This window comes from Sporomusa aerivorans, from assembly GCF_041428895.1.
Taxonomy (GTDB): domain Bacteria; phylum Bacillota; class Negativicutes; order Sporomusales; family Sporomusaceae; genus Sporomusa; species Sporomusa aerivorans.
The window spans coordinates 4147392-4167915 of record NZ_CP156926.1; the positions used below are offsets into that span (position 1 = coordinate 4147392).

Annotated in this window: 25 protein-coding genes; 1 reads left to right on the forward strand and 24 read right to left on the reverse strand. The window is 46.3% G+C overall.

Annotated elements, in window-relative coordinates; all coding sequences use genetic code 11:
* Positions 1 to 8: 8 nt before the first annotated feature.
* The 24 genes from SATMO3_RS20045 to minC form a co-directional block, all read right to left on the reverse strand.
* Complete coding sequence (locus tag SATMO3_RS20045) at positions 9 to 890, reverse strand: S1 RNA-binding domain-containing protein (protein ID WP_371371505.1); 882 nt, start codon at positions 888 to 890, stop codon at positions 9 to 11.
* 8 nt (positions 891 to 898) lie between these two features.
* Positions 899 to 1249: a ribosome silencing factor gene (gene rsfS / locus SATMO3_RS20050; RefSeq protein WP_371371506.1), complete on the reverse strand. Its 351-nt coding sequence runs from the start codon at positions 1247 to 1249 to the stop codon at positions 899 to 901.
* A 129-nt stretch (positions 1250 to 1378) separates the two neighbouring features.
* A complete protein-coding gene (locus SATMO3_RS20055; protein ID WP_371371507.1) occupies positions 1379 to 2383 on the reverse strand; it encodes an LCP family protein in 1005 nt (334 codons plus the stop codon).
* A 40-nt stretch (positions 2384 to 2423) separates the two neighbouring features.
* Entirely contained in the window at positions 2424 to 2996 is a 573-nt protein-coding gene (yqeK, locus tag SATMO3_RS20060) for a bis(5'-nucleosyl)-tetraphosphatase (symmetrical) YqeK (protein WP_371371508.1), read from the reverse strand.
* A gap of 140 nt (positions 2997 to 3136) precedes the next feature.
* Positions 3137 to 3388: an RNA recognition motif domain-containing protein gene (locus SATMO3_RS20065; protein ID WP_371371509.1), complete on the reverse strand. Its 252-nt coding sequence runs from the start codon at positions 3386 to 3388 to the stop codon at positions 3137 to 3139.
* 126 nt (positions 3389 to 3514) lie between these two features.
* Entirely contained in the window at positions 3515 to 4129 is a 615-nt protein-coding gene (gene nadD, locus SATMO3_RS20070; protein ID WP_371371510.1) for a nicotinate-nucleotide adenylyltransferase, read from the reverse strand.
* 80 nt (positions 4130 to 4209) lie between these two features.
* A complete protein-coding gene (locus SATMO3_RS20075) occupies positions 4210 to 4371 on the reverse strand; it encodes a hypothetical protein (protein ID WP_371371511.1) in 162 nt (53 codons plus the stop codon).
* Positions 4372 to 4549: 178 nt separating this feature from the next.
* Positions 4550 to 5803 carry a glutamate-5-semialdehyde dehydrogenase gene (locus tag SATMO3_RS20080; RefSeq protein ID WP_371371512.1) on the reverse strand — a complete coding sequence of 418 codons (1254 nt, stop codon included), beginning with the start codon at positions 5801 to 5803 and terminating at the stop codon, positions 4550 to 4552.
* 16 nt (positions 5804 to 5819) lie between these two features.
* The gene (gene proB, locus SATMO3_RS20085; protein WP_371371513.1) at positions 5820 to 6947 is read right to left on the reverse strand and encodes a glutamate 5-kinase; all 1128 of its coding nucleotides are present in this window, start codon (positions 6945 to 6947) and stop codon (positions 5820 to 5822) included.
* A gap of 21 nt (positions 6948 to 6968) precedes the next feature.
* Positions 6969 to 7277, reverse strand: a complete 309-nt coding sequence (gene yhbY, locus SATMO3_RS20090) for a ribosome assembly RNA-binding protein YhbY (protein WP_371371514.1) — start codon at positions 7275 to 7277, stop codon at positions 6969 to 6971.
* Positions 7278 to 7288: 11 nt separating this feature from the next.
* The gene (gene obgE / locus SATMO3_RS20095) at positions 7289 to 8560 is read right to left on the reverse strand and encodes a GTPase ObgE (RefSeq protein WP_371371515.1); all 1272 of its coding nucleotides are present in this window, start codon (positions 8558 to 8560) and stop codon (positions 7289 to 7291) included.
* Between the two features lie 92 nt (positions 8561 to 8652).
* Entirely contained in the window at positions 8653 to 8868 is a 216-nt protein-coding gene (locus tag SATMO3_RS20100; protein WP_371371516.1) for a Spo0B domain-containing protein, read from the reverse strand.
* 308 nt (positions 8869 to 9176) lie between these two features.
* On the reverse strand, positions 9177 to 9485 hold the full coding sequence (gene rpmA, locus SATMO3_RS20105; RefSeq protein ID WP_371381761.1) for a 50S ribosomal protein L27: 309 nt from the start codon (positions 9483 to 9485) through the stop codon (positions 9177 to 9179).
* A gap of 7 nt (positions 9486 to 9492) precedes the next feature.
* Positions 9493 to 9813 (reverse strand): ribosomal-processing cysteine protease Prp, encoded by a 321-nt coding sequence (locus SATMO3_RS20110; RefSeq protein ID WP_371371517.1) that lies wholly within the window; start codon positions 9811 to 9813, stop codon positions 9493 to 9495.
* Positions 9814 to 9824: 11 nt separating this feature from the next.
* Complete coding sequence (gene rplU, locus SATMO3_RS20115; protein ID WP_371371518.1) at positions 9825 to 10136, reverse strand: 50S ribosomal protein L21; 312 nt, start codon at positions 10134 to 10136, stop codon at positions 9825 to 9827.
* A 140-nt stretch (positions 10137 to 10276) separates the two neighbouring features.
* A complete protein-coding gene (locus SATMO3_RS20120) occupies positions 10277 to 11713 on the reverse strand; it encodes an Rne/Rng family ribonuclease (RefSeq protein ID WP_371371519.1) in 1437 nt (478 codons plus the stop codon).
* Between the two features lie 35 nt (positions 11714 to 11748).
* On the reverse strand, positions 11749 to 12456 hold the full coding sequence (locus SATMO3_RS20125) for a TIGR03936 family radical SAM-associated protein (protein WP_371371520.1): 708 nt from the start codon (positions 12454 to 12456) through the stop codon (positions 11749 to 11751).
* Positions 12449 to 14320, reverse strand: coding sequence for a TIGR03960 family B12-binding radical SAM protein (locus SATMO3_RS20130; RefSeq protein ID WP_371371521.1), 1872 nt, complete (start codon positions 14318 to 14320; stop codon positions 12449 to 12451). The genes SATMO3_RS20125 and SATMO3_RS20130 overlap by 8 nt, the downstream gene beginning before the upstream one ends.
* Before the next feature lie 124 nt (positions 14321 to 14444).
* On the reverse strand, positions 14445 to 15317 hold the full coding sequence (locus SATMO3_RS20135; protein ID WP_371371522.1) for a site-2 protease family protein: 873 nt from the start codon (positions 15315 to 15317) through the stop codon (positions 14445 to 14447).
* Positions 15318 to 15328: 11 nt separating this feature from the next.
* Positions 15329 to 16078 carry a M23 family metallopeptidase gene (locus SATMO3_RS20140; RefSeq protein ID WP_371371523.1) on the reverse strand — a complete coding sequence of 250 codons (750 nt, stop codon included), beginning with the start codon at positions 16076 to 16078 and terminating at the stop codon, positions 15329 to 15331.
* Positions 16079 to 16327: 249 nt separating this feature from the next.
* Entirely contained in the window at positions 16328 to 17434 is a 1107-nt protein-coding gene (gene rodA / locus SATMO3_RS20145) for a rod shape-determining protein RodA (RefSeq protein ID WP_371371524.1), read from the reverse strand.
* 114 nt (positions 17435 to 17548) lie between these two features.
* A complete protein-coding gene (gene minE, locus SATMO3_RS20150; RefSeq protein ID WP_371371525.1) occupies positions 17549 to 17827 on the reverse strand; it encodes a cell division topological specificity factor MinE in 279 nt (92 codons plus the stop codon).
* A gap of 25 nt (positions 17828 to 17852) precedes the next feature.
* Positions 17853 to 18644, reverse strand: coding sequence for a septum site-determining protein MinD (gene minD, locus SATMO3_RS20155; protein ID WP_371371526.1), 792 nt, complete (start codon positions 18642 to 18644; stop codon positions 17853 to 17855).
* A 21-nt stretch (positions 18645 to 18665) separates the two neighbouring features.
* Entirely contained in the window at positions 18666 to 19328 is a 663-nt protein-coding gene (gene minC, locus SATMO3_RS20160; protein WP_371371527.1) for a septum site-determining protein MinC, read from the reverse strand.
* A gap of 177 nt (positions 19329 to 19505) precedes the next feature.
* Here minC and SATMO3_RS20165 point away from each other — a divergent pair, with 177 nt between their 5' ends.
* Entirely contained in the window at positions 19506 to 20465 is a 960-nt protein-coding gene (locus SATMO3_RS20165; protein WP_371371528.1) for a bile acid:sodium symporter family protein, read from the forward strand.
* Positions 20466 to 20524 lie beyond the last annotated feature (59 nt).

A 20524-nucleotide genomic window follows, 5' to 3' on the forward strand; every position in this document is an offset into this window, starting at 1 on the left:
GAAGGTGGCTACTCGCCACCTTCCTTATTTATTAAATATGTCCAGCCTTCCTTCTGCTCTATCAGCTTATCTTTGAGCAGACGGCCAATTGCTCGCTTAAAAGCAGCCTTGCTGATATTAAACTTTTCCTTGATTACTTCCGGCGGGGAAGCATCACTGTAGGGCATCTGCCCGCCCCGGCTTCTTAGTACGGTAAGAATCTTCTCGCCATCCTCGTAAATCGCCGTTTCTTTTGCCGATCGCATGGAAACATTAAGCCGGCCATCCTCTCTTACAAAAGTAATCCGGGTATCCAGCTCAGCGCCAACCCGCGGACGCTCGGTCATCTCATCGTTATACAGAAAAGCAATAAACCGGTCTTTTGTAAAGAGAAAGGCGCCTTGATCGCTGTAATTATACACAGAGCCGGTAACAATATCGCCAACCTTAACGCCTTCAGCCGGCCGCGAGGCCTTTCTGAGTTCGTCTTCAACCTCCATAGTAACTGCCGGACGGCCGGATTTGTCCCGGTATAGTTTGACCCATACTTTTTCACCGCGGCGCGGCATGCCCCGCCTGCCAGCGTGCGGCATAAAAACCCCACGTTCTGCGCCAATATCGACAAACGTCCCATCGCGGGTTGTATTGATAACTTCGACCCTGGCTACCTGTCCTTCCCGCATCTGCGGCAGACGCATACTGGCTGTCAGACGCCCTTTAGGATCTGCATAGAGGTACACCTTAACGGCTTGTCCAATAACAACAGCCTCGGTCTGCTGGGCATTATGCAACAAAATGTCATCACTGGTATTCCCGGTGCCGGCATCAAGAAAAACCCCCATATCGCTTTTGCGAACAGCCTTTAGCTCAACTACATCACCAGGCTTAAAGTTGTGCTTACGTTTATCCATGCCTCCACCTAACCTTGGTATGATACTTGTTTGGCATCGCCCCATAGCCGCTCAAGCTTATAAAACTGCCGGTCTTCTTCAACAAAAATATGAGCTACACAATTGCCATAATCCAAGAGTACCCATCTGGCCTCTCGGTAGCCTTCCCTATGCAGTGGTTTAATTCCCTGCTCTTCAAGCTGCTCAATAATATGATCGGCTATAGCTTGCACCTGCGTAGTCGAAGGCGCACTGCAGACAATAAAATAATCAGTTACCGGGGATATACCGGTCAGATTCATAATCATAATGTCATAAGCCTTTTTGTCACTGGCAGCCTTAGCTACCAATTCAGCTAAATTGCTGTCATTATCCATCATTAGTTAAACATTACCTCCTGGATACTCTTCGTTATAGCTTTTTCTTTCCAAAATTATTTTATTCGGACTATAGAGGCAAGTTTCCTGCAAAAAAAAATAAAGCTTAAAAATAAGCTTTACTTAATGAATCTAGTTTGTTCTTGTATTAGCCGTAGCGGCATTCTCTTTTGAAACTTCACTTACTTTCGGACCAGAGAAAAACATTCTTTCCACCAACTGTTTGGTCTGATCCTTGTCCGGCACCCAGTAACTTAGACCGTCAATTGTTGCAAAGTCGCCGGGCAGCATTTCTGTGGTCAGATTACTGGAATTGAAGCTCTTAAGACTATTTGCAACTTTAGCCATAGTTATAACCGACATATCTGTATCTACATACTGATTAAGAGTATTGACCAAGGATGGCACCTTTAAGATGGTGCCTACCTGCATGGTCTGCTTGGCCAACGCTTTCAAAAATCGTTGCTGGCGCTGAACCCGTCCGATATCACCAAGTTCATCACTGCGGAAACGAACATATTCGCCGGCTTTTTCGCCATCTAAGTGCTGATATCCTTTGTTAATATGAATATCAAGATCCGCATATGGATCTGAATAATTCATATCATGTTCGACGTAAAGATCCACACCGCCTAAAGTATCAATGACTTTGATAAATGCCTGCCAGTCGATCGCGATATAGTAATTAATGGGGATATGCAAAAACTGTTCAACCGTATTACGTGACAGTTCAGCGCCGCCGTAAGCGTAAGAATGATTGAGTTTGTCATAGCCCTTATGTCCGGGAATGTTAACCTTAGTATCACGCGGTAACGATAACAAGTTAACAGTCCCGTCATCAGGATTGATACTGGCTATCATCATCGTATCAGAGCGTCTGGCCGTATTTTGGGGGTTTTCATGATCCTTGTCGTCAACTCCCAATAACAGTATATTAACTTTGTTCTTCAGTGTTTCGGGAGGCCGGTCAGTAGCTTTGACCGCCTGAGCCGTCGCCGGAACCCGCGCCATGCTGAGATATGCATAAACAGTAGCCCCGGCTAATGCCACAACTGCCGCTAATAGCATTACTAACAGGATTAGAATGCGGTCCCATCGTATTTTACGCCGTCTGCGTCTATTCTGCAATTCGCTCATGGTATCATCTCCTCTCCTAAAGACAACACCCTTCACATCATTAAATGTTATGTCTTTGTTGTATTAACTCATTGCGGCCTTCAATTGTAGCCGGATGGATAAGCAACCCCTGCTCAATAACCAAGTGAAGGGACTGATCAAAGGCGGCAAGCACAGCCGCATTCAAATTGTTCATAGCGATATTGCGCAGTACATGAACACCGGGATAATCCCGGCCAGGTTCTATACAATCTGCTAGATAAATAATTTTTTCCAGCTTCGACATGCCTTTCCCGCCAGTGGTATGCAGCGAGATAGCTCTAAGAATTTGCGGATCATCTATTCCGTATTCTGTTTTCGCCAGGCATGCGCCAAGTGGCGCATGTAGCAACACAGGTTGGCATCTTTCGACATCATTCACCACTATAGCAAAGACTTTAGCCATTTGCAAGAGGTTATTGCTGGATATGTTACGGGCACAATCATGTAACAGCCCGGCCAGCCTGGCTTTTTCTTCATCCTCGTCAAACCTTACGGCTAGGTCTGCCGCAGTTTGACTTACCCCCAGCGAATGCTGAAATCTTTTAGCTGATAAAATCTTGGACAGCTTGTCAACCGCATGACGATATTCCACAATATGACACCACCTATTCTCCTTTACTAAAATTCGTCAGTATATGCAAATTTCCTTTTTATAAAATAAAAAACCTCCTAAAAATAGGAGGTGAATACCAAGTCGCCATTCAATTTATAAGCAACAAAGCTACCATTCTCTTAACCTTGCCGTGGTTTAGCTTCGTTAACAACAATCTGGCGTCCCCCGACTTGCGAGCCGTTCATAGCCTCAACCATTTTTTCAGCGTCGGCATCCTCTACTTCTACAAAGCCAAATCCGCGAGAACGTCCTGTTTCTTTGTCAGTTATAATTCTGCTGGAAATAACAGAACCATGAGGACGGAAAGCATCGGCAAGAGCTACGTCGTTTGTGCTCCATGGCAGATTGCCTACATAGAGTGTTTTTGCCAAAGAAAATCACCTCCGTTGCATCAGGATACGTAAAGCAAAACAAGTTTTACGTTAACATTATCTGCAGAAAATCAGGATTTATGCCTGTAATTACCTGCCTTTATTTGGTACGTCATAACAGTAAGTTTACCGGTATAAACCTTCTTTATAAATATAATCTTCAACACTTTCCGGCACTATATACTTTATCGAACGGCCTTTTTTTATCCGTTCACGAATATCAGTCGAGGATATTTCGAGTTCTGGAGTGGCCAGCCGTTGAATACTCCGGCGGCCTTTTGCGCCAAATTGTCTTATTACCTGATCAATATAACTGATACAGCCAGGGCGGGTTGCCGCCACAAAAAAGCACAAATCCAGGAGACGGTCAATTTCCCGCCATGTGGGTAAATCTTTAACAGCGTCTGCGCCGGTTATAAAATAAAACTCCGTATTTAGGCCGTAACAGTCAATTAAAGTCCTGACAGTATCAATGGTGTAAGATGGACCGGAACGTTCCAGTTCAATACCCGAAACAAAAAAATGCGGATTCGAATAGGTTGCCATAACTGTCATGATATAACGATGGATAGCCGGGGTAACAAGCGATTCCTGTTTATGCGGCGGATTACTGGCAGGGATAAACAAAACCTTATCCAGGTTGTATTCAATACGGACGGCTTCAGCCGTTACTAGATGTCCCACATGTATCGGGTCAAAGGTCCCGCCCATGATACCCACTTTAGCTTTTGCATGTACCATAATATCTGCCTCTCAAAATATTCAAAAAAATCCAAGCTTGTCATCATTATAACAAATACCCGGGCGGTGTGAAAAGTAGCTCACACTCTGAGTACTGCCATAATAAAGCCACTCACTATAATGACACCGGCAATAACAGCGGCCGCCCGGACATAATCCAGCATGTCAAAGCGTCCCTTAGGAGTATGGAGATAGTTTTTTATGGCATAGTAATAACCTGCCAGCCGTCTATATCTATTCATATTCACTCTAACACTGGTTAAAAAACCGTAATCCTTGAGCATCCCAAAGATTACGGCTCTTGGTGGTAGTTTTCCTCCAGATTCGTTTGTACTTGCACTATGCAGCTATGAAACTATTTCCAGACATTTTGTATAATATCCTGCTGAAGTTGTCGGCCAAACTTAAGAAAACTTCAAATTACCGAATTTGTCCGGTACCATTGATAACATATTTAATGCTGGTAAGCTCAGGCAAACCCATAGGTCCTCTGGCATGAAGCTTTTGGGTACTTATGCCAATTTCGGCGCCAAAACCAAATTCGAAACCGTCGGTAAAGCGGGTTGATGCATTAACATACACAGCGGCAGCATCCACTTCCTGCTGAAAACGCTTGGCGTTTCCATAGTCCCTGGTCACAATAGCCTCTGAGTGACGTGTACTGTAGGCAGCGATATGTTCAAGGGCCTCGTCCAAGCCGGTCACTATTTTCACCGCCAAAATCAGATCCAGAAATTCAGTGGCCCAGTCTTCCGCTGTTGCCGGTTTAACAGCCGGATGATACTGCCTGGTTTGTTCACATCCCCGTAATTCAACACCAGCCGCATGATAGCGCGCTAACATGGCTGGTAGGAATTCAGCCGCCACCGCCTGATGAACCAACAGAGTTTCCATGGCATTACACACACCGGGACGCGAAACTTTTGCATTGAAGGCAATCTCCTGAGCCATAGCCGGATCAGCTGAAGCATCCACAAAAGTGTGACAAACACCGGTACCTGTCTCAATAACCGGAACAGTGCTGTTTTCTACAACGGTCCGTATAAGCCCGGCTCCTCCCCGGGGTATGATTACATCCAGGTATTGATTTAGTTTGAGCATGGCTATTACTGCCTGGCGGTCAGTAGTTTCCACCAGCTGAATTGCGCCAGCCGGTGCACCCGCTTTATGAGCAGCGTCGGCAATCGCTGCAGTTATGGCAGTATTGGAATGGATTGCTTCAGACCCCCCTCTTAGAATAACGGCATTCCCGGCCTTTAGGCACAGGCCGGCGGCATCTACCGTAACATTGGGACGAGCCTCGTAAATAATGCCGATAACTCCCAGCGGCACCCGCTCTTTTGCCATAGTAAGCCCATTAGGCCGTTTCCAGCCTGTTAAGACCTCGCCGATTGGATCAGGCAAGGCAGCAATTTGTCTGAGACCGTCAGCCATTGCATGTATTCTGCCCTGGTTAAGCAACAAGCGGTCAATGAGCGGCTTGGGCATACCGGCTTTCTCCGCCCTGTCAACATCTTCAGTATTGGCATTACAGATAACTGCTTGGTTTTCTTCCAGCGCACTGGCCATGGCCATAAGCACCTTGTTCTTAACAGCGGTTGACATAACAGCCAATTTGCGGGCCGCTTGTTTAGCAATGCGGCCTTTTTCCGTAAGTTCGGTTACATAGTCCATATTCGCAGATCTCCCCTCATACCAATAGTACCATATTGTCGCGATGCACGATTTCGTCAAAAGGCTTAGAACCAAGCAAATCACAAATCTCATGGGTGTGTGCGCCCATAATCTTTCTTATATCGTCAGCGCAGTAATTTGCAATGCCGCGCGCCAGCTCCCGGCCACCGCCACTTACAATACTGACCGTATTACCTAACTCAAAATCTCCGTCAACGGCAGCTACCCCTGCGGCCAACAGACTGGAACCACCTTTGAGCAGAGCTTGTTCGCAGCCTGTATCCACGGTGATTTTACCACTTACTCTTACCCCAAAAGCCAGCCAGCGTTTTCGGATCTGGAGACGGTTTTCCTTTGAAATAAAAATTGTGCCTAATTTATTTCCCGCCAGCACATCCCGCACAATGCCGTCCTGGGCACCGGAGGCGATAACCATGGTTACGCCTGAATTAACCGCAATCTTAGCCGCCTGAATTTTGGTATACATGCCGCCTGTCCCCTGTAATGTTCCCGGTCCGCCGGCCAATGCCTCAACAGCCGGCGTTATATCAGTAATCTCGCTTAGCAAGGTAGCATCCGGGTCAGATTGGGGATTGGCGGTAAACACACCTTCAACATCAGATAATATGATGAGCAGGTCGGCATCAATAATACTGGCAACCATAGCCGAAAGCGTATCATTGTCACCAATTTTTAGTTCATCAATAGAAACAGCGTCATTCTCATTAATAATGGGAATGACGCCCTGGTTTAAGAGCGCCATCAGTGTATTGCGGGAGTTGGTATAACGCTTGCGGTTAACTGAATCGGCGCGGGTTAATAAAACCTGAGCGACAATTTGACCATATTCGCCAAATATCTTTTCATATATATGAAGTAAGATTCCTTGTCCGACAGCAGCGGCAGCTTGTTTTTCGGGGATGGTCTTGGGTTTTGTTTTGAGGCCCAGGCGTTCCATACCGGCGCTGACCGCACCTGAACTGACCAGGATAATTTGTTTGCCCTGATTGGCAAGATCGGACAGTTCGCGCGCCAGCTTTTCAATCCTGAGGAGATTGAGTTTTCCGGTTGCGTGAGTTAGTGTACTGGTACCAACCTTCACAACAATGCGTTGGGCATCGCTTAAATTTTCTCTGGTAAGCATATACTGCTACTCCCCCATACATTACGGCAATTCTATTTTGGACTTTTCTTCATTCTTCTTATATAACAGACCATTGCGGCCGATCACCTGCACCAGTACGGCGCCGGTTGCACCGGCCAGGGCAGTGATAGCCGACTTCGGCTCCTCCGGACTGTTCTGCAGCACCCGGACCTTAATAATTTCCCTGGCAGCCAAAGCCTGCTCAGCACTTTCAATAACAGTTGCCATTACACCGCTTTTGCCAATTTGCACCACAGGATCCAGCGTACTGCCAAGCGCCCGCAAAAATCGTTTTTGCTTTCCCGTAAGTGTAGATTCGTTATCTTGCAAAATAGTTCCTCCTATGGTCTAAACTCAAATTCCATATCGCGTATGCGGACAGTATCCCCTTCCTGAATACCACGGTTCCGGAGTTCTTCATCAATGCTTAATCTTCGCCATATTGCCTGGAAACGGCGCAAGCCTTCCTCATCACCAAAGCGGGTCATAGCCACAAGTTTTTCAATGGCCTGGCCTTCGACAACAAAGGCTCCGTCATCATCACGCTTGATTGTAAACTGATCTTCAGGCCTGGCCTCGTATACTTTAGCTTCTTCAATTTCCACAGGCTCCTCCACATATTCGGACAAAAGCCGCGCCGCCCGCTGCATCAGCGCCTGGAGGCCTTCACCGGTCGCGGCCGAAATCGGATACACCTCATGACCCATTTCCCGCATAACGGCGGCTACCCGCTGATAGTTGTCCTGAGCCTCGGGTAAATCCATTTTGTTTGCGGCAACAATCTGCGGACGCTTAAAGAGCTTTTCGTTATATAGTTTAAGTTCATTATTGATCTTGTGAAAATCATCGATAGGATCACGGCCCTCGAGGCCGGAAACGTCAAGAACATGAATAAGTACCTTGGTGCGCTCAATATGACGCAAAAAGTCATGTCCTAAACCGACGCCCTCGTGTGCCCCCTCGATTAATCCCGGGATATCGGCCAGGACAAAGTTCTGGCCCTCAGCAATACTTACGACTCCCAATACCGGAGACAGAGTAGTGAAGTGGTAGGCGGCAATTTCCGGCTTAGCCGCCGATACCATAGATAAAATACTGGACTTACCCACGCTCGGATAACCGAGCAGGCCAACATCGGCCAATAGTTTAAGTTCCAGCAATAAGGTTTGCTCTTCCCCTGGTTCACCTAATTCGGCAAAGGTAGGAGCCCGGTGTACACTATTGACAAAACGGGCATTGCCGCGCCCGCCCCTGCCGCCTTTAGCTACAACCACCTTTTGTCCCGGTTCAGTAATATCACCTAGAATTTGACCGGTAGCTTCATCTTTGACAATCGTACCTGGCGGCACTTTGACAAGCAAGTCTTCAGCGCCACGGCCGTGCATATTGCTTGATTGGCCGTTAGCGCCACTATCAGCCTTAAACTGGCGTTTATAGCGGAAATCCACGAGAGTGTTCAAATTGGCATCGCCAATTAAAACAACATTGGCACCGCGTCCTCCGTCGCCACCGCTGGGGCCGCCTTTGGGAACGTATTTTTCCCGGCGGAAACTGGACATGCCATTTCCGCCGCTACCGGCTTTAACCGTTATTTTGGCTCTGTCAATAAACATAGAAATCCCCTTGTATTTTTATATGTAATATGCACCTTCGTGCCCAAATTTATCCAACGGCTGATAAAACTTCGCCTTCAGCGTGAAAGATATCAATCATGTTCTTTTGGGTAGGCTTTAAGCACATTTGATATCATTTCCGGATCATGCGCCAATTTTTCAATATACTTAAGCGCTCGTTCATTCCTGCCTAATTGAATCATGGCATGAATAACCTGCAGATGGTTTAAGAAATCATGACGTTGAATACGGAGAAGTTTTATAATATCAGTACATGACGCAACGTCAGAACAAGGTGTGGTTGTCATACAATCATCCTTCCAAAATACTGCATGAATGATGTATCTTTCGCTCCCGTTAAGCAAAATACCTGTCGGATTTCGCTAATCGCCAGCAAGAATTTATTAGAAAAAGCTTGACTTATGCCAATTTTTAAATTTTCCCTATTCATAAAACAAGCCGCAGCTTACAAAGGAAAGTTACTTTATTAGTAAAGAAAACACGGCTTGCGCCGAGCCTTTGGAAAGCGGAAGCCGATGTTGCCCTTATCCAGGCGAAAGTTATACTTTCTATCAGGAAAAAAAAACCTGCGGCTGAGTTGGCCGCAGGGCGTTTCTTACATAGCTTCTTCTGCTGCAGGATACACACTAATTTGCCGGTCATAACGGCCTTTGCGCTCGAAAGCGACTTTGCCGGGAACTTTGGCAAATAAGGTATCATCTTTGCCGATACCGACATTATTACCGGGATGGAAATGGGTACCACGCTGGCGCACCAGAATGCTGCCTGCGGTTACAACTTCACCGTTGTGGCGTTTTACACCCAGGCGTTTTGCCTCGCTGTCACGACCGTTACGGGAACTGCCCACACCTTTTTTATGAGCAAATAATTGTAAGTCAAAAGAATTCAGTTTGAATTTTTCCATCATGCTTTCACCTCCTGTGCTCAATAATGCGAACACTTTTAGGATATAGTTTGGCAATCTCGGTTAAACCAAGTAGCATGGTTTCAAGAATTGCACCAGTAAGACTGTCAGGCTGTCCGTTAAGTTTCATTGTAAGTCCGCCAGCATCTTGCATAAGGTCAATATCCCGCCCAAGATGGCGTTCAATCCCCATAATCGCTGACTGAACCAAAGAAGAAACTCCCGCACATATAATATCCTGACCATGTGGTGCAGCTTGCGCATGTCCACTGACTTGAAAACCGGCAATTGCCCTGTTGTTGTCACGAATCATTGCAACCGTTATCATGTTTTAAGCCTTTATGCATGAATTTTTTCAATACGGACTTTAGTGAACGGTTGACGATGGCCTTGACGACGGCGATAGTTGGATTTGGCTTTGTACTTGAAGACCAGAATCTTCTTGCCTTTACCATGAGTAACTACTTCAGCAGTTACTTTGGCATTAGCCACCAATGGTTTGCCGATAACGACCTCGCCATCTTTTACTACTGTTAAAACACGGTCAAAGTCAACAGTCTGACCTTCGGCCACTTCGATTTTTTCGATAGTAAGCACATCACCTTCGGTAACACGATATTGCTTACCGCCTGTTTCAATAATTGCGTACATTAATTTGCACCTCCCCTGTGTTAGGACTCGCCAGATTCGGTACTTGCCGCACAAATGACGGCAAGATTTAGGAACCTCTCCGTGCGGTGGTGTAGACTAAGGCCTACATCATGAAATTTTACCATAATGGTAATACTTTGTCAATCAGGTTTCCATAGCAGAGAAAATACTTCGGGGTTAATACCGGGGGTGGCTTCCACACTCAGGGTTCGGGCTGTTTCCTGTTCAAGCCGCTTAAACTCTCCCTGCCTTGTCAAAAATTCCGCTACCTGGGGGTGAACCTGAAGTAAAAGCCGTCCGCCCGGCCGGGAGCGATTGTTTAATTTTCTCAATTCCCGTTTAATATCAATAGCTACCGTCTCCGGAGATTTGATCCGGCCTTTTCCCAAACAGCACGGGCAGGGACTGTAAAGCATGCCATTTAGATTTTGCCTGGCTTTTTTTCTTGTCATTTCCACCAGCCCTAGACTGGTAATCCCAAAAACATTAAACTTAGTGCGATCCCTTTTTAGTTCTGTTTCCAGTACGGCCAGGACGGCGGCCCGCTGCTCAGGCTTATCCATGTCAATGAAGTCAATGATGATAATTCCGCCAATATCGCGCAGTCTAAGCTGTCTGGCAATCTGCGCGGCTGCTTCAAGATTGGTCTGAAATACAGTCTCAGACAAGTTGGTATTACCAACAAACTTGCCGGTATTTACATCAATGACGGTCAGAGCCTCGGTGTGGTCGATAACGAGATAGCCGCCACAGGCCAGTTCAACCCTGCGGTTGCGTAATTCCTCCAGTTGGGTATCCAGGTGAAAGCGGCTGAACAGATCGTAGTCCTGGCCGCCGGCCTGAAATAATTGCACACAGCCAATAAGCTCAGGCGAAATGAATTTAAGCAAATCAATAACCCGGTTGTAGGCTTCCTGGCTGTCAATAACAAACTCGGTAACATCGCTTGTCAGATAATCCCGCACAATCCTGACGACAAGATCGGCGTCGCGGTAGATAAGCGCCGGTGCATTAGCTCGTTTGGCCCGGGCGCTTAGATTAGACCACATGTTGGCAAGATATGCCATATCCTTTGTTAGTTCTTCCTGGCTTTTACCGGCCGCAACTGTTCTCACAATTACGCCCATGCCTGCCGGCCGGATGGTCTCGGCAAGGCCGCGCAGGCGTTCCCGTTCGCTTTCCTCCTCGATACGCCGGGAAATACCGATATAATCAACATTGGGCATAAGTACAATATATCTTCCGGGCAGCGTGAGACTAATCGTCGCCCTAGGTCCTTTATCGCCCATGGCGTCTTTGGCAATCTGGACAAGTACATCCTGTCCCACAGTCAGATGCTGACAGGCTGCCTGCCGGCCGGCATCCCCCGTATACAAAAAGGCATTTTTATCTCGCCCGATATCCACAAATGCTGCCTGCATACCGGGGAGAATATTTTTGACTCTTCCTTTATAAATGTTGCCAACCAAATGTCCGCTTTCGCTGCGTTCAACCGATATTTCCATAAGTTCGTTGTCTTCTAAGAGAGCGACTCTGGTTTCCTCAGGCATAACGCTGGCAATAATACTTTTGCTCATACTTTGTTCCTTTTTCTGTTATACACTTGTTTACTCTATAGTTCAAGAGGAGTGCGTGTTACCCGGCCGTCGGTCACAAACAGGCCGTTCCGGTGAATAAGCGCATTTTCTTTGTCAACAGGTATGTCAAAGCTGTCTGCCAGCAAGTTTAGCACTTCAACCGGCTTAACACTGCCGCCAGGGGTGATTTTTATGGCCAGGCTTATAGCAATTGTGTTCTTAGTGCCAGAAACCGGACTCGCCGCTACCGGGGCAGCCAAATATTCCTTGATATCAATTTCACGACGTCCCTTGGGAGATTGTTTTATATAAATTACGGCAACTTCCTGATTGAATCTGTCTATGCTTGCTGCGGCCTGTTCCCAGTCAACCCCTGTCTTAAGAGAGACAAGAACCTCATAGGTCGCCAAGTTAACGACAGCCATAAGCGCCTGGCTGCGAGGCCCCATGTACCGGGCGGCTTCGAGTCGTACACCACTGGGAAGTTCAGGTTTAAGGCGCGCTTTTACACTGCCTATATCGGCCTCTTCTGTTAATTCCAGATCAAGATATTCTGCGTCACTGGTCACGCCAACCGCCAAAGCAGAAGCAAAAGAAAGCTTCATATGCGGATTAAAGCCCTCGGAATAAGCCGCCGGCAGTTGGGCGCGCCGGACTGCCCGTTCAATAGTGCCGGCATAATCCAAATGCGAAACATAGCGAATTTGATCATCTTTCGTTATCTTAAACCGTAATTTAGCCATTTGCCTGCCCCCAATCGACTACTTTGACGTCAAGCTCCTGGCAGACGCCACAGGCGCCGCACAATTCACGGCGGCAGTCAGGCGTGAAAGTTGCATTTTGAGCAGCCTGCCATTCCCTGACCAGGAAAGACTTGTCCACACCGGAGGATAAATGTTCCCAGGGCAGATATTCATCCAGTTCCCGCCCGCGATTGGCATAACAGGAAGGCTCGATTCCCTCGGCGGCAAAAGCATTCATCCAGACATCAAACTTAAAGTGTTCAGACCACCCGTCAAACTTAGCTCCATTCTGCCATGCCCGGAAAATGACCTTGCCCAAACGGCGGTCCCCCCGCGAAAATACACCTTCCAGGAAACTGGTACGTGCATCATGCCAGCTTAAGGAAATACTGCGGTCTTTAATCAGCGACCTGAGAAGCTTTTGTTTGCGTTCAATCTCTTCAACCGGATTCTGACCAAACCATTGAAAAGCGGTATGTGGCTTGGGCACAAAAGAAGATACACTTACAGTCACTTTTGCCCCTTTACGCCCCTTTATCTGTTTGTAAAGGTCGGCTACCCGTTGCGCCAAGACGGCAATACCTGCCACATCCTCATCGGTCTCGGTCGGCAAGCCAATCATAAAATACAGTTTAATTGTAGACCAGCCGGCTTTGAAAGCAGAACTTACAGCTTCCGTAAGGTTTTCCTCGGTAACGCCTTTGTTAATTACATCCCTTAACCGCTGGGTTCCGGCCTCGGGGGCAAAAGTCAGCCCGCTTTTGCGTACTTGCTGTACTTGCTTGGCAAGATCAATCGAGAAACTGTCAATCCTGAGTGAGGGCAATGATACACTTACCCCTTGCTGTTTAAAGCGGGACATAAGCTCAGATATTAAGTGGCTAAGACAAGAATAATCAGCCGAACTGAGTGACACCAGGGAAATTTCATTATAACCGGTATGATCAACCAGTTCCTGAACATAATTCACCAGGGTCTCCAAATTTCGTTCCCGTACAGGTCGGTAAAGTACCCCGGCCTGGCAGAACCGGCAGCCGCGGGTACAGCCACGGAATAATTCGAGCATAATGCGATCGTGAACAATTTCGATAAAAGGCACTATGGGTTTCGTAGCAAAAGTAACCTGATCAAGATCCTGAATAACGCGCTTAACAATAATAGGTTTAGCCTCTGTCACTGTAGGCTTATAGCCGCGTACCCGGCCATCGCCAAAATAGTCAGCTTCATAAAAAGCAGGGACATATATGCCTTGCAGTTTGGCCAGCTGTTTTAGGATACCGGCTTTGCCTTCCGGCTTACCGGAATGTTTCCAAGCCGCAATAACGGCTGCCACCTCATCGATAACTTCTTCGGCTTCGCCCAGGATAAAAAAGTCGACAAAATCAGCCATCGGCTCGGCATTAAAGGCGCACGGTCCGCCGCAAACCACAAGCGGATAACTGTCATCCCTCTCGGCAGCGAGTACAGGAATGCCTGCTAAGTCAAGCATATTTAACACGTTACTGTAACTTAACTCATACTGTAGGGAAAAGCCGATAATATCACACTCTGCAACCGGCTGTTTGCTTTCCAGTGTATAAAGCCTGACACCGCCGGCCCGCATTTCTTGTTCCATATCTACCCACGGTGCATAGACACGCTGAGCATAGGTATCAGTACGGCTGTTTAATATCTGGTACAATATTTTGAGACCAAGGTTGGACATGCCCACTTCATATACATCAGGCATGGCCAGAACGAAATTTACGATAAAGTCTCCGGGATTTTTACATACACTGTTCCACTCGTGGCCAGTGTAACGGGCCGGTTTCATTACCCGGCTTAAGGTCGCAGGACTAACTGGGTCTACGGGATAAGGATGCATTAGGTACCTCCAAAATATAGCTATAAAAATTATTATGTATTTTTCTGGTGGAAATATCAAGACTTATTTTTTCCATCAGGTTTCTATTTGAAACCTGGCAGCCAATAAAGTTAAACATATAGCATTATAAAAACTCGCTGATCCTGGCTTTAACACCTTTTTTAATGAGACCTTCCCATATTTCGGTTTCCGTTAAAGCCCCGCACAGTTTAAAGTCCTTGTCAACCACATGCACAATATAATACTCTTCTGAACCAAACAAGCGGATGATCTCACGGATAGTGGCGGTTTTCATCGCGGTAAGATGACTTGCAGGCATAATTCCGCTGCCGGTAAGCTCGGCCTTTTTGTTGGCTAAAATCCGCATTACCCGAAATCCGGCCAGACGGTTTTCCGTTTGCGCAGTAAGAAATAAAAAAACGGCGGCAATCAGCATGGTCAAATTCAGAGTATTGTACAGCCAGAAGGTTACCCCGGCAAACGCTAACAGCAGCCCGCCGGTAATATGGCTGATGGTTACAACTATGGCAGTCGCATCACGATAATCACGCCTGCGGGAAAGAAGGGCCCGTAAAATTCTCCCGCCATCAAGCGGCAAAGCCGGCAGAAGGTTAAAACCGGCTAACATCAGATTTATATCGGTAAAAAACCGTAACACCTCCTGCCAGTTACCGGCCCCCTCCCCTAGAGCATAACACAAAACCGCCAGACCCATACTTGCCAGCGGTCCGGCGGCTGCTATCATTATTTCACTTGCCGCTCCGGCGTCAGCCAGGCGATCAATGCGCGCTATAGCGCCAAAAGGCAATAGTTCTACCTGCTTGACCCTGTAACCCAAGCCGACAGCCATTAGCATGTGCGCTGATTCATGCCATAAAACAGCAGAAAATATCAATAACACTTTACTAACTAATCCGGCAGCCATAAAAATAGCAATCAGGATCAGAAACCAATTGTTTAAGATAAGTTCCACACCTGCAATTTTTCCGGCCCGCATAGTTCACATCCTTATTTAGTCGTATCACTCTTAATTCTGGCTAGCGGATCGATGGCTTTGCCATTTTCGCGCACTTCAAAATATAGCACCGGTACTTCGGTACTTGCTTTACCAACCCTGGCGATAACTTGCCCCTGGCTTACCGCATCAGTCTCTTTTACCAGTACATCTGTCAAGTGTCCGTAAATGGTTTCTATGCCTTGCCCGTGGTCTACAATCAGCATTTTGCCGAACTTAGTAGTGTCAGTAACAACTTTTACAGTTCCGGGCGCCGCCACTCGCACACTCGCCCCGGTTGAGGCTGCAATGTCTATGCCTTCAAACATTCGCTCCTGCTTAATAGCCGGATCAAACCGCCAGCCAAATTGGGCAATTACCTGGCCCTCGGCAGGCTTTGTCATATACAGTAACGGGTCTGCAGGCCGCGAAATAGTTGTCTGGACTTGTTTTAAAACAGGAATGCCTGAAATATTGGCGGCATTCGGCCAATATATAGTCACATACTCAATAGTTCTAGCCGTATAATAAGCAAAATCAGTTTGAGTCGTAAGCATCTGCCTTACAGCGCCGGTAACTTCCTGTCCAACCCGAGTGTCTGACACGTGGGCGCCATAGACCAGGGCAAATAGAGCCAGCGCGGCTACTGTTTTTTTTAGCCCGGCATAATCAGGTGGGTCTTCATAATAAGATTGCCAGCTTTTTTCATTATTGCGGCCAGTAAACAGCCAGCGGTTCTTTAAGCGATTCCAAAGCTTTGTCATAGCAAGACCTCCATAACACCGCCTCAAGTAGTCTTATGGAATATATATGACAAATCTATAGAATTATAACTAGTGATCCAGGCGCTTGCCCAAATAAAATGGGACAAATGGAAAACCGGCATGTCCGTCCTTTTTAACCAATAAAGACAGTTCTTATCGCTCCTAGTCAGCAACTAGCAATATTGATGTCAGAAAAAAGACAGACTGCTCTTTGTGTAAGAGCAATCTGCCTACGACTGTCACTAAAAATTAAAACAGAATTTTTTGTCGTCGCATATAAATATTGAGTAGTATACCGATACTCACAAGGTTGGTGGTTAGTGCGCTGACCCCATAACTCATAAGCGGCAGAGGAATACCTGTTACAGGCATAATACCGGCGGTCATGCCGACATTGACCAATACATGGAAGGCGAGCATGGAGGTAATTCCGGTCGCCAGCAATGTTCCAAAATTATCGCGCGCTGCGCCGGCGATTTTAACACCGCGATACAGTAATATAAGATACAGCAATAAAACAAATGTTGCACCGACAAATCCAAGTTCTTCGCCAATCACGGCAAAAATAAAATCGGTATGGTTCTCAGGCAAAAAATTCAGTTGACTCTGGGTACCATTGAACAAGCCTTTGCCAAACAGCATCCCCGAGCCAATAGCAATTTTCGATTGTATGATGTGATAGCCTGAACCTAACGGATCAACATTAGGATCAATAAATACCGTCAGCCGCTTTTTTTGATAATCCTTTAAAAAGTGCCAAAAAATTGGCAGAAAAGCCATACCGGCGCCGAATATGGTCATTAGATGACGACTACTAATTCCGGCAATAAAAATCATACCAAATAGTATAGCCATAAATACCAGTGATGTCCCAAGATCCGGCTGTTTTAACACCAGGAGAAATGGTATGCCCACATAAATAAACACGGGAATAATGTCTTTAAATGAATTAAGTTTTCCAGTGCGTTTATCAAGAATCTGCGCCAATGATATAATCATGATAATCTTGGAAAATTCCGAAGGCTGCAGGCTAATCGGCCCGATCTGTATCCACCGCTGAGCCCCCAAAGCTGACTGGCCGATAAACATTACCGCCAGCAGCATAGTCAGGTTGGAAAAATATAGAAAGCCGCCAAAACGCTCCAGAGACTTATAGTCAAAATTCAGCATCAGGAAGATAAGAGCAACGTTCGCTAATGCAAATAAGCCTTGTCGCTGCACATACCAATACCGGTCTTCACTCGGGTTATTAATATGAGTGGCGCTGCCAATAATAAGCAGGCTTACAATAATAAGAAGAGCGGTAACACCAATAAGTATAAAATCCAGGTTCCGCAAAAGGCGCTGGTTGAGCATAGCCGGATAACCTTCTCTCTAACAATGTCTTATATATTATAATAGTATTTCCCGCCTTCGTCCAGTATAGAGAAAATAAAAAGCAGAGCAAGATAACCTTGACTCTGCAAAGAATTATTCTCCTGGCATTGAATTGCGCTTCATACGGTTTACAGGAATATTGGCTACTAAGGCAACCTGTGTGTTAGTCCTAGTCAAGTTAATTTCCATCTCGGTCTCATTGATGTCCATATAATTTGATATTACCTTAATCATATCGTCTTTTATAACTTCCATAAACTGTGGCGATACATTGACACGGTCATGGACCAGGACAAACCTAAGGCGTTCTTTGGCGACGTCTTTAGAGCCTTGTGCCTCTTTGCCAAAAAGCTTTTGTATAAGTTCAAACACCTTGTTCCCTCCCCAAATACCCAAATTAAAATCCCAGCACCTTTTTAAACTTGCCCCATAGGCTATCATTAATTTCAAGTGTCATGAGTGGCACATTTTCCCCCATTAGCCGGCGTACAATGTTTCGATAAGCCGTACTGGCCAGGGCCGATGTGTTAACAACAGCCGGTTCGCCGCGATTAGTGGAAATAACTATATATTCATCCTCAGGAATAATCCCTAAAAGATCGACAGCCAAAATTTCAATAATATCATCAATATCCATCATATCGCCCTTCTTGACCATGAGCGGACGAATACGGTTGACAATTAGCTTGGGATTATGTTTTCCCTCTGATTCTAAGAGGCCGATAATGCGATCTGCATCCCGGACAGCCGAGACTTCAGGCGTTGTGACAATAATTGCGCGGTCCGCCCCCGCAATGGCATTTTTGAAGCCTTGCTCAATACCTGCCGGACAGTCAATAATAACATAATCAAATTCCTGGGCCAGTTCTTTGCATAATTGCTGCATCTGGTCAGGTGTAACCGCATTTTTATCCCGCGTTTGGGCGGCAGGCAACAGATAAAGTGTATCATAACGCTTGTCTCTGATTAGAGCTTGCTTTAACCGGCAGTTGCCCTCAGTGACATCCACCAGGTCATATACAATTCTATTTTCCAGTCCCATAACAACATCAAGATTGCGCAGGCCAATATCAGCGTCGACCAAAACCACTTTTTTGCCTTGCAAAGCAAAACCAGTTCCTAGATTAGCAGTGGTTGTCGTTTTGCCAACACCACCTTTGCCTGACGTAATGACGATTACTTCCCCCATCTATGTACCTCCTAGTTTAACTTACAAACTTTCCGTCGGTCCAATAATAACAGTACCACCGGAAATGCGGGCTGTTTCCCGGCAGGTAGGTTCAACCTGGTTGTCAGGAGCTCTGGCAATAAGCCCGGCAATTCTCAATTGGCCGGCAACCAGCCTGTCAGCCGTTATAGTAGCATTTCTGTCGCCTTTAACCCCGGCATGAGCCACCCCCCGGCAAGTTCCCTGCACGGTAATATTACCGCTGGCAATAACCTCTGCTCCAGGGTTAACATCGCCCATAATAATAACGGAACCATTAAATATGATCTTTTGACCGCTTCGCAGCATTCTGGATACGATTAACGTCTGCCCGCCTTCCGGTTCCTGACGGTATTCGACCGGAATATCAGCAAGAGGAGTATCCGCCCCGGCAGAGAATTGTTCTGGCGGCACAAATTCAGAGTCAGGCTGCTCGCGCAAAGCCAATCCATAGTCAGCCAGTAGATCAACAATCTGTCCTCGTTCCTCACCCGTCAGCGCACTTGTCCAGGATAGTACTTTAACACCGCTGCCGCCGGCAAAAAAGTGAGCAGCAGATTCCAGTTTTTCTTTTAGTTGCTCTAAGATTGCAGAAAAATCGGCTGACTGGTTTATCACCAATTCAAGACCGCTTTTACTTCCCTTAAATACTACATCCTCCCGCATATCTACTCCTAAATTTTACCATGGAATAATATCTATATGTCAACTAAAATTCGCCTTAATTACAAGATTTCCTGCAGAAATACTGACACCAACACTATATTTTAATAGAATTAAAAGGTGATTGGCAAAAGAATGCGGAATATAGTGAGCTAGCTATATATTATTGGAGGCTTACACATGATTACCTATTTAACAAGAGTTACTGCTTGGCTGGGACAACATATGTTTTATATTGTGCTGTCGGCCCTATTACTGGGTTTTTTAATACCCATTCCCGATTCCCCCGCCTTACGTGCTATCGTACTTGGCTCCTTTGGGTATATGACGTTTGTAACTGCTTTGGGAACAAGTTTAAAAGAATTCCTCCGCGTACTTAAAAAGCCGGTCATTCCTCTTTGGATACTTGTCCTGATTCATATTATATCGCCGCTTATAGCCTGGCTGACGGGAATTCTTTTGTTTACCGGCGATCACAACATTCAGTTAGGCTATTTAGTTGCTGCAGCAACCCCCATTGGTGTAACTTCTGTTATTTGGACTGCAATAACAGGCGGGAACGTTTCTGTTGCCTTAGTTGCGGTCACGCTTGACACTCTTATTGTCCCTGTAATGCTGCCCTTTTTCTTTAAAATGGTCATCGGTCAGGCTTTGCAGATCGATTATATGCAAATGATGCTTCAATTGCTGATTATGATTACTCTCCCAAGCCTTGCCGGCATGATCATTCACGATTATGGACGCAAAGACATGCTGCCTGACTCACTCAAGGCAATCGGCAACTTTTTTTCCAAAGTGGCTTTCTTCGTTGTAATTTTCATCAACTCTGCCTTGGTCGGCCCGGATATAACCTGGGATTTGTCTACTCTTAAAATTGTTATTGTAACCATGCTTTTAGTGGCTGCCGGTTATTTCACAGGCTATCTTGGCTCGCTTTTCTTTAAAAGCCGTTCTAAAGAGATTGCCTTAGCCATGATTTATTGTGTCGGGCTACGTAATGCCAGCTTTGGCGTAGTGCTTGCCCTGACTTTTTTCCCTCACGCGGTGGCCATTCCGGTGACAATGACCATCCTGTATCAGCAGCCTTTTGCCGCAATCATTCCATATTTCTTCCGCAATGCGGCTAAAGTTTCTCCGTAGCTCATCCCTTTTAAAAGCGTGCCGCATTTTGTAAATCATAAAGGAGTCAGGCATTTGTC